Annotated in this window: 14 protein-coding genes; 1 reads left to right on the top strand and 13 read right to left on the bottom strand. The window is 71.0% G+C overall.

Annotation, left to right across the window (positions count from 1 at the left end; translation table 11 throughout):
- Positions 1–11: 11 nt before the first annotated feature.
- The 9 genes from era to ACH4EW_RS04055 all read right to left on the bottom strand — a co-directional run bounded on the left by era (position 12) and on the right by ACH4EW_RS04055 (position 8477).
- A complete protein-coding gene (era, locus tag ACH4EW_RS04095) occupies positions 12–986 on the bottom strand; it encodes a GTPase Era (protein WP_398250992.1) in 975 nt (324 codons plus the stop codon).
- A gap of 62 nt (positions 987–1048) precedes the next feature.
- Entirely contained in the window at positions 1049–1993 is a 945-nt protein-coding gene (locus ACH4EW_RS04090) for a WxL protein peptidoglycan domain-containing protein (RefSeq protein ID WP_398250989.1), read from the bottom strand.
- Between the two features lie 92 nt (positions 1994–2085).
- Entirely contained in the window at positions 2086–3420 is a 1335-nt protein-coding gene (locus ACH4EW_RS04085; protein WP_398250986.1) for a beta-xylosidase, read from the bottom strand.
- A gap of 205 nt (positions 3421–3625) precedes the next feature.
- The gene (locus ACH4EW_RS04080) at positions 3626–3979 is read right to left on the bottom strand and encodes a cytidine deaminase (RefSeq protein ID WP_351079110.1); all 354 of its coding nucleotides are present in this window, start codon (positions 3977–3979) and stop codon (positions 3626–3628) included.
- Positions 3980–4036: 57 nt separating this feature from the next.
- Positions 4037–4390 (bottom strand): MmcQ/YjbR family DNA-binding protein, encoded by a 354-nt coding sequence (locus tag ACH4EW_RS04075; RefSeq protein WP_398250982.1) that lies wholly within the window; start codon positions 4388–4390, stop codon positions 4037–4039.
- Entirely contained in the window at positions 4387–5679 is a 1293-nt protein-coding gene (locus ACH4EW_RS04070; RefSeq protein ID WP_398250980.1) for a hemolysin family protein, read from the bottom strand. The genes ACH4EW_RS04075 and ACH4EW_RS04070 overlap by 4 nt, the downstream gene beginning before the upstream one ends.
- Positions 5676–6173 (bottom strand): rRNA maturation RNase YbeY, encoded by a 498-nt coding sequence (ybeY, locus tag ACH4EW_RS04065; protein ID WP_398250977.1) that lies wholly within the window; start codon positions 6171–6173, stop codon positions 5676–5678. Before ybeY ends, ACH4EW_RS04070 begins: the two co-directional genes overlap by 4 nt.
- Positions 6174–6185: 12 nt before the next feature.
- Positions 6186–7214 (bottom strand): PhoH family protein, encoded by a 1029-nt coding sequence (locus ACH4EW_RS04060; protein ID WP_398250975.1) that lies wholly within the window; start codon positions 7212–7214, stop codon positions 6186–6188.
- A 141-nt stretch (positions 7215–7355) separates the two neighbouring features.
- On the bottom strand, positions 7356–8477 hold the full coding sequence (locus ACH4EW_RS04055) for a carbohydrate kinase family protein (protein WP_398250972.1): 1122 nt from the start codon (positions 8475–8477) through the stop codon (positions 7356–7358).
- 336 nt (positions 8478–8813) lie between these two features.
- Between ACH4EW_RS04055 and ACH4EW_RS04050 the strand changes: the two genes are divergently transcribed.
- The gene (locus tag ACH4EW_RS04050; RefSeq protein WP_398250969.1) at positions 8814–10175 is read left to right on the top strand and encodes an MFS transporter; all 1362 of its coding nucleotides are present in this window, start codon (positions 8814–8816) and stop codon (positions 10173–10175) included.
- Here ACH4EW_RS04050 and ACH4EW_RS04045 read toward each other — a convergent pair.
- The 4 genes from ACH4EW_RS04045 to ACH4EW_RS04030 all read right to left on the bottom strand — a co-directional run bounded on the left by ACH4EW_RS04045 (position 10139) and on the right by ACH4EW_RS04030 (position 15941).
- A complete protein-coding gene (locus tag ACH4EW_RS04045) occupies positions 10139–11131 on the bottom strand; it encodes an adenosine deaminase (RefSeq protein WP_398250966.1) in 993 nt (330 codons plus the stop codon). The genes ACH4EW_RS04050 and ACH4EW_RS04045 overlap by 37 nt on opposite strands.
- 38 nt (positions 11132–11169) lie before the next feature.
- Positions 11170–12078 carry a ribonuclease Z gene (locus tag ACH4EW_RS04040; protein WP_398250963.1) on the bottom strand — a complete coding sequence of 303 codons (909 nt, stop codon included), beginning with the start codon at positions 12076–12078 and terminating at the stop codon, positions 11170–11172.
- A gap of 17 nt (positions 12079–12095) precedes the next feature.
- The gene (locus tag ACH4EW_RS04035) at positions 12096–12455 is read right to left on the bottom strand and encodes a histidine triad nucleotide-binding protein (protein ID WP_093897094.1); all 360 of its coding nucleotides are present in this window, start codon (positions 12453–12455) and stop codon (positions 12096–12098) included.
- Between the two features lie 219 nt (positions 12456–12674).
- Entirely contained in the window at positions 12675–15941 is a 3267-nt protein-coding gene (locus ACH4EW_RS04030) for a S41 family peptidase (protein ID WP_398250956.1), read from the bottom strand.
- Positions 15942–15993: the final 52 nt, after the last annotated feature.

Raw genomic sequence — 15993 nt, 5'->3', positions numbered from 1 at the left:
TCGGGCGGCGGTCAGAACCCCAGCTTGCGCAGCTGCTTCGGGTCGCGCTGCCAGTCCTTGGCGACCTTCACATGCAGGTCCAGGAAGACCGGCGTACCGAGCAGGGCCTCGATGTGCTTGCGCGACTTCGTACCGACGTCCTTCAGCCGCTTGCCCTTCGGGCCGATGATGATGCCCTTCTGGCTGGGGCGCTCGATGTAGACATTGGCGTGGATGTCGAGCAGCGGCTTGTCCGCCGGCCGGCCCTCGCGCGGCAGCATCTCCTCGACGACGACCGCGATGGAGTGCGGCAGCTCGTCCCGTACGCCTTCGAGCGCGGCCTCGCGGATCAGCTCCGCGACCATGACCATCTCGGGCTCGTCGGTGAGGTCGCCCTCCGGGTAGAGCGGCGGGCTCTCCGGGAGCAGGGGGGCGATCAGGTCAGCCAGCAGATCCACCTGCCGGTCCTTGACCGCGGAGACCGGGATGATCTCCGCCCACTCGAAGCCGAGCTCCTCACCGAGGCGGGAGACCGCGAGCAGCTGTTCGGCGAGTTGCTTGGAGTCGACCAGGTCGGTCTTGGTGATGACGGCGATCTTCGGGGTCTTCTTGATGCCCGCGAGTTCCTTGACGATGTACTTGTCGCCGGGGCCGAGCTTCTGGTCGGCGGGCAGGCAGAAGCCGATGACGTCGACCTCGGCCCAGGTGGTCCGTACGACGTCGTTGAGACGCTCGCCCAGCAGCGTGCGCGGCTTGTGGAGGCCGGGGGTGTCGACCAGGATCAGCTGCGCGTCCTCGCGGTGCACGATGCCGCGCACGGTGTGCCGGGTGGTCTGGGGCCGATTGGAGGTGATCGCCACCTTCTGGCCGACCAGAGCGTTCGTGAGGGTGGACTTGCCCGCGTTGGGGCGGCCCACGAAGCAGGCGAAGCCGGCCCGGTGGGGGGCGTTGTTCGCAGCCTGCTGTGCAGCGGCTTCTGTGTCAGGTCGAACGCTCATGGCGCCCATTGTCCCCGATCCTGGCGGCCCCACCGCACCAAGGGCCGCGACGGGGCCTGTCGCGCGTCGTCTCAGACCCTGCGGGTACGGCTCCGGCGGGCCCGTACCCACATCCCCGTACCCCCGCCGATGATCACCAGCAGGACCCCGGCCACCAGCCAGGGCAGTGCGAAGTAGGAGACGACGGCGGACTCACGGGTGTCGCGGGCGCTCGCGGTCAGTTTGATCTCGCCCCATTCGAGCTGGGGCGCGTCGGCCCACTGTTCGGTCAGCCGGACCCGCTGGCGGGGCAGCAGTTCGGAGGGGATCTTCTTGAGATCGCGGGCGAGCAGAGTGCGGCCGAAAAGGCCCTCGGCCTTGAGGGCGACCTTGGGGTCGAGGGTGACATTGCCCCGGTTGTGGAGCGTGTACGTGATGACGGCGCGGCTCTTGCCGGTGCCCGGGACCAGTGGCTGGGTGTGCTCGACCTTGACGTCGTCCACGGAGAGGGCGGGCATGGTCGGTCCGTTGACCCGCAGATAGATCCGGGCACCGACCGCCTTCTGGATGCCGACGGCGACGGCTCCCGCGTCCGCGGGGTCGATGCGTTCGTCGAGGGCGACGAGTGCGCCGGGGTGGTCGCCCGGCTCGGCGTCCTCCGGGACGGTGATGGTGACCGGGACGGTGACCGAGCCGTGCGGTGGCACGGTGACCCGTTCGCGGTCGGTCCTCGCCCAGGCCCCGACCGAACGCTGTTTCTCGTTCTGGGCACGGACGGCGAATCCGCCGTCGCGTGCGGTGTTGTAGGCGTCGGCCGCGTACAGCCGGAAGGTCTGCGGCCGGTCCGTCTTGTTCGTGACGGTGACCTTGTCGTCGAGCGTGGCGCCGGGGTCGGCGGAGAGGTAGAAGTACGGGCGCTGACCGGACTGTGTGGTGGCCGGGTAGACCGACCAGCTGCCGTTGTCCGCGGCGTGGACCGCGGGGGCTCCGATCAGCAGGAGGGCGCCGGCCAGGAGGAGTACGTACAGCTTGCGCACGGTGCGGAACCCCCGGGTTGGTCGGTTGATCTCTGGACGGGGCGGTCCGGGCGGGTGCGCGCCCGGTCCACTGGCTGATCAGGACTGCTCGGTCACGTGAGGGTGAGGGTGAGCACGCCGGAGTACGCGCCGGGGGCGGTGTACGCCGGGACGTTCAGCGCGAGCCGGGCGTCGACGGTGAACTCACCGCCGGTGAAGGTCCCGTTCGGCGTGGACGCCAGCGTGGCGCCCGCGCTGCCGACAGGTCCCGCGGAACCGGCCGCACAGGTGCTGGGGCTGCCGGCCTTCGTCGCGCAGACCGGGGTCCAGCCGAGTGCGGATGCTCCGATCGTCGCGCCGCCGGGGCCCTTGAAGTCGGTGACCTTTCCGGTCAGGGACCAGCCGGCGGGGCCGCCGCGGTAGTCCTCGACCGTCACCGTCTGCAGGGAGCCGCGGGAGGCGCCACCCCTCCCGAAGTCGACCGCCGACATCTCGACGGTGTCCCCGGCCTGGAGCATGGACAGCGTGCCCGCCTTGACGGACGAGCGGAGCTGCTGGCTGCCGTCCGGGATCCCGCCGCCGCCACCGGTGACGGTGTAGGCCTGCGGGCCCGCCCCCTTGGCCGCGTCCCAGCTGCCGCCCTCGTAGGCGACGATGCCGGTGGTCGCCGGATCGTTGACGGTGAGCCGCCCGCTGAAGCCGCCGGATCCGTCCGCCTTGACGGTGGCCGTGTCGGCGGTCTGGGTGTCACCGGCCCGGCCCGCGAGCGTGATGTCCGCGCCCGCGGTGAACTTCGACCCGGTCACCGTGACCGGGTCGCCCGCCTTGCCGGACGCGGTCCCGAGCTGGATGGCACGCTCGTTGACCTGGCCGCCGCCGTCCGTCGCGATGATGGTCTCGGAGACGGGGGCGGGCGGGTTCGTCACCGTGCAGGGGGTGTCCAGCTCCATGATGTAGCTGGTGTGGATGTTGTAGTCGCCGGGCGACAGCTTGATCTGACCGGGCGCGGTGACCGTGAAGGTGCCGGTCATCGAGAACGACGGGAAGTCGCCCTTGCCGGGTACGGGGCTGTTCTTCTTCGGACCCGCGACGGTGACGCTCGCGGACTGCGCACCGCCGACGGTGACCTTGCCGGTCGGCGTCATGATGTCGGCCGGCAGAGCCAGGTCGACCGGGTTGCTCGCGGCCGGCTTGATCACGGTGTACGTGACGGTGACCTTGTCGCCCACCATCGGGGCGGCGTTGTCGACGGTGATCTCGGCCTTCGTGGTCCCGTCGATCGGCGGGATGCCCGCGATGGCCGGCGGAATGCAGTGGGTGGGGAAGTCCACCGGCACGGAGGCCGTCGCCATGGCCTGCGCGGGGCCGGCGAGTCCCCCTCCCCCGGCTACGACGAGCGCGCCCACGCCCAGCGCGGCGGCCCAGCGGCGGCCGCGCGCGGCACGCATCCGGGCATCGGATCTTCGCAGACTGATTCTTCGAACGGTCGGACGCATGGAGCCCCTCCTGCCGGATGCGGCGCAGCGGCTCTTCTGCGCCGGCAAGGGGCCCATTGACGACTCCGGCCGAAAAGAAGTCAATGGAAGCGAAATGCACCGACTGATGGGCCATCAGATGGTGTCAAGATCCTCATTGCCGTGAGGATTCTGCGGATCAGCCCGCCGTCACACTGACCCGCAGCGCGCCGTCGGGTCCGGCGAGCAGCACCGGTGTGTCCGGGCCGCCCAGGTCCCGTACCGCGGCACGGTCCGCGTCCGACGGGGTCTGCGCCTCGGAGACGACCGCGGCCGCCTCCAGCGAGGTGGCGCCGCTGGCCACGGCCATTGCGACGGCGGTCTGCAGCGCGCTGAGCTTCAGCGATTCCAGCCGCACGGTGCCCGCGACGTACGTACGTCCGGTCTCGTCCCGGACGGCCGCGCCCTCCGGGACACCGTTGCGGGCGCGGGCGCTGCGCGCCAGCGTGACGATCTTGCGGTCCTCGGGGCCGAGGTCGGTGCTCTCAGTCATGTGCCGAGCATACGAACCGGGGAGAGCCCGCCGCAGGCGCACCCGCCCGCGTGCCGCCTACGCCCGGTCCAGCCGCAACCGCTCCGCCTTCGGCAGCCCCGCCACCACCAGGTCGTAGGAGTCCTCGATCAGCTCGCGGAGCACCCGGTCCGGAACCCCGGACACCGTCACCGTGTTCCAGTGCCGCTTGTTCATGTGCCAGCCCGGCACCACGGCGTCGTACTGCTCCCGCAGCCGCACCGCCTCGTCCGGATCGCACTTGAGATTCACCGTCAGCACGGGCGCGTCCAGCGTGCTGAGCGCGAACATCTTGCCGAGCACCTTGAAGACGGACGTTTCCGGTCCGAACGGGAACTCCTCGACGCTCGCGTTGAACTCCAGGCAGAACGCCCTCAGCTGATGCGGAGTCACCCGGCGTCCGCTTCCTGGGGCTCCACGGGCTCCACCAGCACCGTGACGATCTTGTTCCGGCGGCCTGCCGGGGACTCCGCCGTCAGCCGCAGCCGGCGGCCGTCCGGAAGCTCGACGACCGACGACGCCCCGGCGATCGGCACCCGGCCCAGCGCCTTCGCGAGCAGTCCGCCGACCGTTTCCACATCCTCGTCGTCGTACTCGTCGAGGCCGAACAGCTCTCCGAGGTCGCCGATGTCGAGGCGCGCGGTCACCCGGAAGCAGCCGTTCTCCAGCTCCTGGACGGGAGGCAGTTCGCGGTCGTACTCGTCGGTGATCTCGCCGACGATCTCTTCGAGGATGTCCTCGATGGTGACGATGCCTGCCGTGCCGCCGTACTCGTCGATCACGACGACGACATGGCTGCGGTCCTGCTGCATCTCGCGCAGCAGATCGCCGGCGTTCTTCGTGTCGGGCACGAACGCCGCCGGCCGCATCGCCGTGGAGACCGGATCGGCCTCCGACTCGCGGTTGATGTGCGTCTTGCGGACCAGGTCCTTGAGGTACACGATGCCGACGATGTCGTCCTCGTTCTCCCCGGTGACGGGTATCCGCGAGAATCCGGAGCGCAGCGCCAGGGTCAGCGCCTGCCGGATCGTCTTGCGGCGCTCGATGCAGACCAGGTCGGTCCGCGGCACCATGACCTCGCGTGCGAGCGTGTCACCGAGCTCGAAGACCGAGTGCACCATGCGGCGCTCCTCGTCCTCGATCAGCGATTCCTGCTCGGCGAGGTCGACCAACGCCCGCAGTTCGGCCTCGCTGGCGAACGGTCCCTTGCGGAAACCCTTGCCCGGCGTCAGCGCATTGCCGATGAGGATCAGCAGCTGCGGGATGGGGCCCATGACCCTGGCCAGCGGCAGCAGCACGTATGCCGCTGCCGTGGCCGTGTTGAGGGGGTGCTGACGGCCGATGGTGCGCGGTGACACACCGATGGCGACATAGGAGACGAGAACCATCACGGCCATGGCGACGGCCAGTGCCTCCCAGGTCTCCGGAAATTCCTTCAGACAGGCGTACGTGACGAGCACACCGGCCGACATCTCGCAGGCGACCCGCACCAGCAGGGCGACATTGAGATAGCGGGTCGGATCCGCGGCGACCTGTTCCAGCTTCTTGCTGCCGCGGCGGCCGGAGCGGACCGCCTCGGCGGCCCGGAAGCTGGACGTACGGGCGATGCCCGCCTCCGCACAGGCCGCCAGCCAGCCGCCGACGACCAGCAGGACGGCACCCAGGAGCAGGGGAACGCTCACGAGACGGTGGGTGCGGGCGACGGGCCGGTCAGGCCGTGCTCGGCGCGCCAGCCGTCGACGATCGCGGCCTGGAGTCCGAACATCTCGGCCTTCTCGTCCGGCTCCTCGTGGTCGTACCCGAGCAGATGCAGCACTCCGTGGACGGTGAGGAGCTGGAGCTCCTCGTCCATGGAGTGCTGGGTCTCCGCGTCCTCGCCCTGCTTCTTGGCGACCTCCGGGCAGAGCACGATGTCACCGAGGAGCCCCTGCGGGGGCTCCTCGTCGTCCTTGGACGGCGGGCGGAGTTCGTCCATCGGGAAGGACATGACATCCGTGGGCCCCGGCAGGTCCATCCACTGGATGTGAAGCTCCTCCATGGCGTCGGTGTCCACCACGATCACCGAGAGCTCGGAGAGCGGGTGGATCCGCATCCGTGTGAGCGCGTAGCGGGCGATGTCGAGGATCGCCCGCTCGTCGACCTCGGTTCCGGACTCGTTGTTGACGTCGATCGACATGGTGCGCTGCGACTACTTCCCGTTGTGGCTGTTTCGGCTGTCGTACTTCTCGTACGCGTCGACGATACGGCCGACCAGCTTGTGCCTGACGACATCCCCCGAGGTGAGCAGGGAGAAGTGCACGTCCTCGACGCCGTCCAGGATCTCCTGGACCTGGCGCAGGCCGCTCTTCGTCCCGTTCGGAAGGTCGACCTGGGTGACGTCACCGGTGATGACGATCTTCGAGTCGAAGCCGAGCCGGGTCAGGAACATCTTCATCTGCTCGGCGCTGGTGTTCTGCGCCTCGTCGAGGATGATGAACGCGTCGTTGAGCGTGCGGCCGCGCATGTACGCCAGGGGCGCCACCTCGATCGTGCCCGCCGCCATCAGCCGCGGGATCGAGTCGGGGTCGAGCATGTCGTGCAGCGCATCGTAGAGCGGGCGCAGATACGGGTCGATCTTCTCGTAGAGCGTGCCCGGCAGGAATCCGAGCCGCTCGCCCGCCTCGACCGCGGGACGGGTCAGGATGATCCGGTTGACCTGCTTGGACTGCAGGGCCTGGACCGCCTTCGCCATGGCGAGATAGGTCTTGCCGGTACCCGCGGGGCCGATGCCGAACACGACCGTGTGCTTGTCGATGGCGTCGACGTACCGCTTCTGGTTGAGCGTCTTGGGGCGGATCGTGCGACCGCGGCTGGAGAGGATGTTCTGGGTGAGCACCTCGGCCGGTGTCTCCGGGCCGTCCCCCTCCCCGCTCTCACTCGCCCTGAGCATGGCGATCGAGCGTTCCACTGCGTCCTCCGTCATCGGCTGACCGGTGCGGAGCACCAGCATCATCTCGTCGAACAAGCGCTGGATCAGGGCGACTTCCGTCGCGTCTCCGGCGGCGCTGACCTCATTTCCCCGGACATGGATGTCGGCCGCCGGGAAGGCCGTTTCGATCACGCGCAGCAGGGCGTCACCTGAGCCCAGGACGGTCACCATCGGATGCTTGGCCGGAACGGTGAACTGGGCTCGTGCCTGCCCCGGCGCGGGGGTCTGGGCTGTGGGTGTCTGAGTCATGGGCCGGCTCTGTGGCCTGCACATACCTCCCGTTGCAAGGTTCTCGCCGATCGACAACCTCTGGGTTACCAAGCCTACGACTCCGCGCTGCCAACACCGAAGGCTTTTTCGCACAGGCTGCGAACACATGTGCCGGTCGGTCTAAGGGCGGCGGAAGCCGATCGTCGGGACGGCCCGGCGCAGCGGCCACGGCCGGGCGGGGGCGGGCAGCAGTTCCTCCAGGAACGCGTACCGCTGGAGCGCCGCAGGGTCCTGCTCGGCGAAGGTGCGGACCTGCTGCCACCAGGCGGCGATCTCCTCCCAGCCCGGCGCCGACAGCGATCCGCCGAACTCCTGCACCGAGAGCGCCGCGGTGAGTCCGGCGAAGGCCAGCCGGTCGGCCAGCGGCCAGTCCGCCAGGGTGCCGGTGACGAACCCGGCGACGAAGACATCGCCCGCCCCCGTCGGATCCAGCGCCTCGACCTCGATCGCGGGCACTTCGGCGCTCGCCCCGGTCACCGCGTCCACCGCGTACGCGCCCTGCGCGCCCAGGGTCACCACGGCGAGCGGCACCCGCTCGGCCAGGGCGTGGGCGGCGGCGCGCGGGCAGTCGGTACGGGTGTAGCGCATCGCCTCCTCGGCGTTGGGGAGGAAGGCCTGGCAGTGCTCCAGGTCGACGAGGGCGTCCAGGTCCCAGCGGCCGGTCTCGTCCCAGCCGACGTCGGCGAAGATCCGGGCGCCGTTCCTGGCCGCCTTGGCGACCCAGGGCTCGCTGCGGCCGGGGACGAGCGAGGCGATGGCGGCCCGGGCGCGGGGCGGGCAGCTCGGGAACGCGGATTCCTCGGCGGGAAGCGCGACGCCGTGGGTGCCCGCGGGGCCCGGGGCCTCGTGGCCGTGCGAGACCATCGTCCGTTCGCCCTCGTATGCCATCGAGACGGTCACCGGCGAGTGCCAGCCGGGGACGGTGTGCGACATGGACAGGTCGATGCCCTCGCCCTGTTCCAGGGCGTCCCAGCAGTACTCCCCGTAGTGGTCGTCGCCGAACGCCGCGGCCAGCGAGGTGTGCAGTCCCAGCCGGGCCAGCGCGGTGGCCATGTTGGCGACCCCGCCGGGGCTGGAGCCCATGCCTCGCGCCCAGGACTCGGTGCCGCGCACCGGGGCGCTGTCCAAGCCGGTGAAGATGATGTCGAGGAAGACCGTGCCGGTGAGGAAGACGTCGCAGTCCGGGTCCTGTGGGGCGCGCAGCCCGTCCAGTGGGTCGATGCCTGGATTGTCTGTGCTCACCTTGCACTCCCCGGTCGTGGCAGATCTGGCCAGTGTGCCCGATTCGCCCCCATAACCGGAGGGTCCGCGCCGCCGTGTGCACAGGGCCGGAGATGTCCCCGCACATACAGACGCTGACCTGCAAAAACGATTGCTGCTACCCGCACTGTCGGAGAGCAAACGCGAATATGGCCCAGATCACGTAGGGGCACCTTTCGGCCAACCGGAATCAGTTGATACAAATTGGCCCGCGAGCCACGTCGGCGACAGTCGCGGCGCGTGCCCGGTCTCCCCGTATTTCCCGCATTGCCCTCCCCTGCCTTCTCCGCCTCCTTCGGCATGTCCTCAGGAACGCCCATGTCCTCGCGCCCTCGCGCCGCGTGGCCCCTGGTCGCCGTGTTCACCGCCGGTTACCTCGCCGCCTATCTGCTCCCCACCATCGTCGGGCGGCTCTCCGTCTATCTGGGCCTCAGTACGGCCCAGGCCGGTCTGGTGGGCAGCGCCCTTCTGCTGAGTTCGGCCACTGCCGGGTTCGTGCTGGCGGGCCGGGTCGAGGCGTACGGACCGCGAAGGCCGGCCCGGATCGGACTGGTGCTGGCCATGGCGGGGTACGGCTGCGCGGCGCTGGCGGGCTCCGTGCCGCTGGTGGTCATGGGCGCGGTGATCGGCGGCTTCGGCTCCGGCACGGCGACCGCGGTGGCTGCGGCGGGCATCGCCGCCCAGCGCGATCCGCACCGGACCTCGTCGCTCGGTCTGCTCAGCGTCTCCGCGACGGCGGGCGCCCTCTATCTGACGATCCCGCACCTCGGCGGCGGCCACCGGCTGCCGTTCGCCTCGATCGCCCTGACCGCCCTGCTCGTCTGGCCCGCCACCGCACGGCTCGGCGACGCCGCGCCCAGCGGTCCCGCCGCCGCCACCGCCGCCGGCCGGCTGCCGCACCGCCGTTCCGGTCTGGTGCTGGCGGGCGGGATGCTCGTCTGGTCCATGGCGCAGAACGCGTTGTGGGGCGTCAGCGGCCGGATCGGTGTGGTCCAGGCGGGGCTCTCCGAGGTCACCGTCGGTGCGGTGTTCGCCGCCGCGCTCGGTGCGGGTCTGCTCGGGGTGATGGGCGCCGGCTTGCTGGGCGCCAGGCTCGGCCGGGCAGTGCCGATCGGTCTGGGCACCGTGATCATCGCAGCGAGCATCGTGCGCAGCTCGTCGGCCGGGAACCTCGTTTCGTTCGCGACCGGCGAGATCCTGTGGAACACCGTCTACCCGGTGGTCCTCTCGTATCTGATCGGCCTGGCCGCTTCCCTGGACGTACGCGGCCGCTGGGCGGTACTCGCCGGCTCCGCCTCATCCGTCGGGGTGGCCTGCGGACCGGTTCTCGGCAGTGTGCTGTCCGAGCAGGCCGGCTACCCGGTCATGGGCCTGATCCTGGGCGCCGTCACGCTCCTGGTCGCGGCCCCGGTCACGGCCGTCGCCCTGCACACCGGCGGCCGTCCGCTGGTGCCGGGGTCGGTGCGCCGCAGGGGCGGTGCCCCGGCCGCGCTGCTTGCCGTCACCACCGGAGCGGTGCCCGGTGCCGTGCCCAAGCTGGGCGCGCCCGAGCAGGCCGTCACGGAGATCAGCCTGCCCGCGCTGCGTCGCAGGCGCCTGGGCAGGAGCGCGTTCCGGACGGCCGGTCCGTCGGCTGGGGCCGGTCAGTCGAACTCGTACGCCTCGACCTCGGACAGATAGCGCGCCCTGCGCTCCTCGTCGTGGTCGAGGAAGGCGGCCTCGAAGGAGTTGCGGGCCAGGGCGCGCAGCTCCTCGTGGTCCAGGCCGAGCGCCTCGTGGACGGCGTGGAAGTTGTCCCCGGCGTATCCGCCGAAGTAGGCGGGGTCGTCGGAGTTCACCGTGCAGAGCAGTCCGGCGGCCATCATGGCCCGCAGCGGATGCTGTTCCAGGGTGTCGACGGCGCGCAGCCGTACGTTGGACAGCGGGCAGAGGGTGAGCGGCACGCGGTCGGCGGCCAGCCGCTTCACGAGGTCCGCGTCCTCCATGCAGCGCAGCCCGTGGTCGATGCGCTCGACCCCGAGGACGTCCAGGGCCTCCCGGATGTACTCGGGCGGGCCCTCCTCACCGGCGTGGGCGACCTTGCGCAGCCCGAGCGCCCCGGCCGCCTCGTACACCTCACGGAACTTGACGGGCGGATGCCCGACCTCCGCCGAGTCGAGGCCGACCGCGCTGATCCGGTTCAGATACGGCTTCGCGGCCTCCAGGGTCTGCAGTGCCGACTCGGCGGACTGGTCGCGCAGGAAGCACATGATCAGCTGGGTGGAGATGCCGTGCTTCTCCTCGCTGCGGTCCAGCGCCCGGCCGAGCCCCTCGACGACGGTGCCGATCGGGACGCCGCGGGCGGTGTGCGCCTGCGGGTCGAAGAAGATCTCCGCGTGCCGGACGCCTTGGGCGGCGGCGCGGGTGAGATACGCGTCCGCGAGCTCCTCGAAGTCCTCCTCGGTCCGGAGCACCGCCATCAGTGCGTAGTACAGATCGAGGAAGGTCTGCAGATCGTCGAAGAGATAGGCGGTGCGGAGCTCTCCGGTGTCCGCGTACGGCAGCTGTACGCCGTTGCGTTCGGCGAGCGCGAAGGCCAGCTCGGGTTCGAGGGTTCCTTCGATGTGGAGGTGGAGTTCGGCTTTGGGGAGGTGCACGGGTCTTTCACGCTCACAAATGGTGGTGCTGATGTGTTTCAGAGGTGCCGGGTAGGGACGGGAACCCGGCTGAGGTCCCGGGCTACGGTCAGTTCGCCCTCGAACCCCGCGGCGCGGGCCTGGGCCTCGAAGACGGCCGGGTCGTCGTACCGCTGCGAGAAGTGCGTCAGCACGAGGTGCCGTACGCCCGCGTCCCGGGCCACCCGGGCAGCCTGACCGGCCGTCAGATGGCCGTGGTCGGTGGCGAGTCGTTCGTCCTCGTCGAGGAAGGTCGACTCGATGACCAGCAGGTCGCATCCCTCGGCGAGCACGTGCACGCCGTCGCAGAGCCTTGTGTCCATGATGAACGCGAACCGCTGCCCACGCCTGCGCTCGGAGACATCGTCGAGCGTGACGCCGCTGAGGGTGCCCTCGCGCTGGATCCGGCCGACGTCCGGCCCTCTGATGCCGTGCTCGGCGAGCTTCGCGGGCAGCATGCGGCGCCTGTCGGGCTCGACGAGCCGGTAGCCGTACGACTCGACGGGGTGCGAGAGCCGGTGGCTGCTGAGCGTGTACGCGTCCGTGGTGGCGAGCACCCCGTCGACGGCGACCGGGGCCTCGGTCAGCCGGACGGTCTCGCGGTAGGCGGTCGCGTACCGCAGCCGGTCGAAGAAGCGCTGCCCGCTCGCCGGGTAGTGCGCGGTGACCGGGTGCGGGACCTGGTCGAGGTTGATCCGCTGGATCACCCCGGCCAGGCCGAGCGAGTGGTCGCCGTGGAAGTGCGTGACGCAGATCCGGTCGATGTCGTGCGCGGCGACGCCTGCCCGCAGCATCTGGCGCTGGGTGCCCTCACCCGGGTCGAAGAGGATGCCCTCGCCGTCCCAGCGCAGGAGATAGCCGTTGTGATTGCGGTGCCTGGTCGGGACCTGGCTTGCGGTGCCGAGGACCACGAGCTCGCGTACGGACACGGTGTCGATCGGCCGTTCTAGCCGGGGGGCCACTGCAGTCCGCGGCCGCCCAGGACGTGGGCGTGCGCGTGGAAGACGGTCTGGCCGGCGCCGGAGCCGGTGTTGAAGACGACCCGGTAGCCGCTGTCCACGATCTTCTCGTCGGCGGCGACGTGGCCGGCCTCGCGCAGTATGTCGGCGGCGATCCCCGGCTCGGCGGCGGCGAGGGCGGCGGCGTCCGGGTGGTGGACGCGAGGGATGACGAGTACGTGGGTGGGGGCCTGGGGGTTTATGTCCCGGAAGGCGACGGTGGTCTCGGTCTCCCGGACGATGGTTGCCGGGATGTCACCCGAGACGATCTTGCAGAACAGGCAGTCGGGCTGCGGTTCTCCCGCCATGGGTGGGCTCCTCGGTCGTTGGTGATCAATCGTTGTACGGCATGGTATCGGGGCGGTCAAAGGTGGCGTGGGGGGTGCCGGGTGTGCGCGGGTGCGCCTGCGGCAGGCCCCATGTCCCTTCCCGAACCGGGGCTCCAGGGGCAGAGCCCACGGCTGCGGGAAGGGGCGGGTGAGGGGGCGCCCGAGGCGGGCCTGTTCCCTCACCCGGCCCGCGCCTCGCTACGCCCCCGGCCGCTCCGGTGCCCGCTTCGCCGGCGTCCGGGCCAGCGAAGCGAGCGCGATCCGGATCGCCTCGTCCAGCTGCGGGTCCCGCCCCGCCGCATGGTCCTGCGGCGCCATCACGACCTCGACATCGGGATCGACCCCGTGGTTCTCCACGCCCCAGCCGTAACCCTCCAACCAGAACGCGTACTTGGGCTGGGTGACCGATGTCCCGTCCACGAGCTGGTACCGGCTGTCGATGCCGATCACCCCGCCCCAGGTACGCGTACCGACCACCGGCCCGATGCGCAGCGCCTTGATCGCCGCATTCACGATGTCGCCGTCCGAGCCGGAGAACTCGTTGGCGACGGCCACCACGGGGCCGCGCGGTGCGTCATCCGGGTAGCTGTACGGCTGCATGCCACGCGGCAGGTCCCAGCCGACGATGCGCCTGGCGAGCTTCTCCACGATCAGCTGCGAGGTGTGGCCGCCCCGGTTCTCCCGGACGTCCACGACCAGCCCCTCGCGGGCCACTTCGATCCGCAGGTCGCGGTGGAGCTGCGCCCAGCCCGCACCGACCATGTCGGGGACATGGAGGTAGCCGAGGCGTCCGCCGGACTGCTCGTGGACATACGCCCGCCGGTCGGCGACCCACGCGTGGTAGCGCAGCGGCTCCTCGTCGGCGACCGGTACGACGACGACATGGCGCGGGTCGCCGCCGTCCACCGGTGAGACGGTCAGCTCGACGGGCTTGTCGGCCGAGCCCGTGAGCAGCGGTCCGGGCCCGGCCACCGGGTCGACCGGGTGCCCGTCGACGGCGACGATCGCGTCCCCGACGCGCACCGCCACCCCGGGTGCGGCAAGCGGCGAGCGGGCCTCCGGGTCGGAGGTCTCGGACGGCAGGATCCAGTCGATGCGCCAACTCCCCTCGTCCGTACGGGAGATGTCCGCGCCGAGCAGCCCCTGCCGGGCCGAGTCGTCGCGCCATCCGCCGGGCGGCGTCACATAGGCGTGCGAGGTACCGAGCTCGCCCTGCACCTCCCACAGCAGGTCGATCAGGTCGTCGTGGGTGGCGACGCGCTCCAGCACAGGCCGGTAGCGGTCCAGGACCCCGTCCCAGTCGATGCCGCCCATGTCGGGGCGCCAGAAGTTGTCCCGCATGATGCGCCCGGCCTCGTCGTACATCTGACGCCACTCGGCAGCCGGGTCGAGGGTCCGGCGGATCCGGGAGAGGTCGACGGTGACGCTGCTGTCGCTGCCTCCGTCGTGGTCGTCGTCGCCGGCCGGGACACGGCCGTCGGACGGTACGACGCGCAGCTTGCCCCGGGCGTGCAGGACGACCCGCCTGCCGTCGCCGCTGACCGCGAAGCCGCCGACGTCCGAGGCGAGTTCCTCGCAGCGCAGCTTCTCCAGGTCGTACCGCTCGAGGACGGTCTCGGGCCGGCGGGCGTCGGGCGTGGCGCCGCTCGTACCCAGCACCCCGGTCACCGGGTGGCTCAGCCACAGCAGCCCGTCCTTCGCGGCGCGCAGCGTGGAGTAGCTGGCGGCCGCGACGGGCAGCGGCACGATCCGGTCGGCGAGTCCGTCGAGGTCGATCCGGGTGACGGGCAGCGCGGTCGGGTTGTCCTCGCCCTCGCCGCCGCTCTTCTCCTTCTCGGTCGGGCGGCCGTGGCGCTGCGGCCCGAACGGGGAGGGCGTGGTGGCGGCGAGCGTCAGCAGATGCGGACGGCAGGCGCCGATGAACGCCAGGTCGAAGACATGGGCGTCGTAGACCGGGTCGAAGGAGCGCTCGGAGAGGAACGCGAGGTGCTTGCCGTCGGTGGTGAACGCGGGGGCGAAGTCCCGGAAGCGCAGCGGGGTGGCCTCGACGACCGACAGATCGGCGAGGTGCGCGAGCTTGAGCTGCCTGAGCGGCTCGGGCCCGGGATGCGACCAGGCGAGCCAGGAGGAGTCGGGTGAGAAGACGAGGCCCGAGGCATCGCCGTGCTCGCTGCGGTCCACCTCGTGGACCTCGCCGCTCTCCCGCTCGACGATCAGTACCCGCCCGTCGTGCGCGGCGACGGCGAACCGGCTGCCGTCCGGGGCCGCCTCCAGGTCGAGGACCCTGCCGATACGGCCCGCGGCGAGGCGGCGCGGTACGGCGCCCGGCGCGGTGCCGGTGGCGGGGGCGCACTCCAGGGCGTCGTCGCCCTCGGCGTCGGTGACCCAGACGACGTGCTGGTCGCCGTCGGCCTGGAAGGTGCGGGGCATCCTGGCCCGTACGCCCGGTTCGACGGCGAGCGCGCGGGCCGGGCCCTCGCGGTGGGTGACCCAGTGGACGGCACCGCGCGTCCCGACGGCGCTGCCGCGGCCCGTACGGTCCGGGGACGCGGAGTCGAGGTGGCTGTCGGCGTGCACGGAGTGGGGCTGGAGGTCGGCTCGCTGGCCGCCGAGCCGGATGTCGATACGGCGGGGCTCAGAGCCTTCGAGGTCGTCCAGCAGCCAGAGTTCACCGGCCGAGGCGTAGCCGACGCGGGTGCCGTCGGTGGTCGCGTGGCGGGCGTAGAAACCTTCGATGCCGGTGTGCCGGCGCAGGTCCGAGCCGTCGGGGAGCGAGGAGTAGAGCGCGCCCACGCCTTCGTGGTCGGAGAGGAAAGCGACGCGTCTCGATCCCGTTCGGGCAGGGAAGTCCCCACTGCCCACCCACATCGGGGATTCGATGTTCCCGTCGAGGTCCTCGTGCAGCCGCACGAACTCCGCCGGGCCGTCGGTCGCGCCCTCTTGTGCGATCCACAACTTGCCCGCGGTGCCGCCCCGGTAGCGCTTCCAGGCGGCGGCCTCGCGCCCCATGGTGGCCGAGAGCAGCAGGACCCGCCCGCCGGGCCCGTACGCGAGGGAGCCGACCGGACCGTACGGCAGGATCCGCGCGGGCCCGCCGTCGACCGGGACGGCCCTGGCCCAGCTGCGCCGCAGCGATGCCTGCCCCTGGGTGCTGATGACCAGTACGTCGCCCTCGGGCGTCCAGCCGCGTACGGAGGTCCGCGCGTCGCCCCAGTACGTGAGCCGCTTGGAGGGGCCGCCGTCGACCGGTGCGACGTGCACTTCGGGCGCCCCGTCCCGGGTGGACGTCCAGGCGACGCGGGTTCCGTCGGGAGATATCCGCGGGTTGGTGACAGGTCGGTTGTCGGCGCTGACGCGCCAGGCTCGGCCGCCGTCCAGCGGCGCCAGCCAGACATCGTCCTCGGCGGTGAAGGCGATCAAATCGCCCTGGACATGGGGATATCGGAGGTAGGCAGGCTGCGTCACATCAATCACCCTAGGCCGCTGGCGTGCTCCGCGGAACCGGGTTTGCCGGAGT

The organism is Streptomyces sp. NPDC018000, from assembly GCF_044328025.1.
Classification (GTDB): Bacteria; Actinomycetota; Actinomycetes; order Streptomycetales; family Streptomycetaceae; genus Streptomyces.
This window is presented reverse-complemented; position numbering and strand designations above follow the sequence as displayed.

Bases quoted from the DNA above. Each gene is read 5' to 3' on its own strand.
- era (WP_398250992.1), bottom strand. From the start codon at position 986: ATGGGCGCCATGAGCGTTCGACCTGACACAGAAGCCGCTGCACAGCAG.
- ACH4EW_RS04085 (WP_398250986.1), bottom strand. From the start codon at position 3,420: ATGCGTGCCGCGCGCGGCCGCCGCTGGGCCGCCGCGCTGGGCGTGGGC.
- ACH4EW_RS04080 (WP_351079110.1), bottom strand. From the start codon at position 3,979: ATGACTGAGAGCACCGACCTCGGCCCCGAGGACCGCAAGATCGTCACG.
- ybeY (WP_398250977.1), bottom strand. From the start codon at position 6,173: ATGTCGATCGACGTCAACAACGAGTCCGGAACCGAGGTCGACGAGCGG.
- ACH4EW_RS04060 (WP_398250975.1), bottom strand. From the start codon at position 7,214: ATGACTCAGACACCCACAGCCCAGACCCCCGCGCCGGGGCAGGCACGA.
- ACH4EW_RS04050 (WP_398250969.1), top strand. From the start codon at position 8,814: ATGTCCTCGCGCCCTCGCGCCGCGTGGCCCCTGGTCGCCGTGTTCACC.
- ACH4EW_RS04035 (WP_093897094.1), bottom strand. From the start codon at position 12,455: ATGGCGGGAGAACCGCAGCCCGACTGCCTGTTCTGCAAGATCGTCTCG.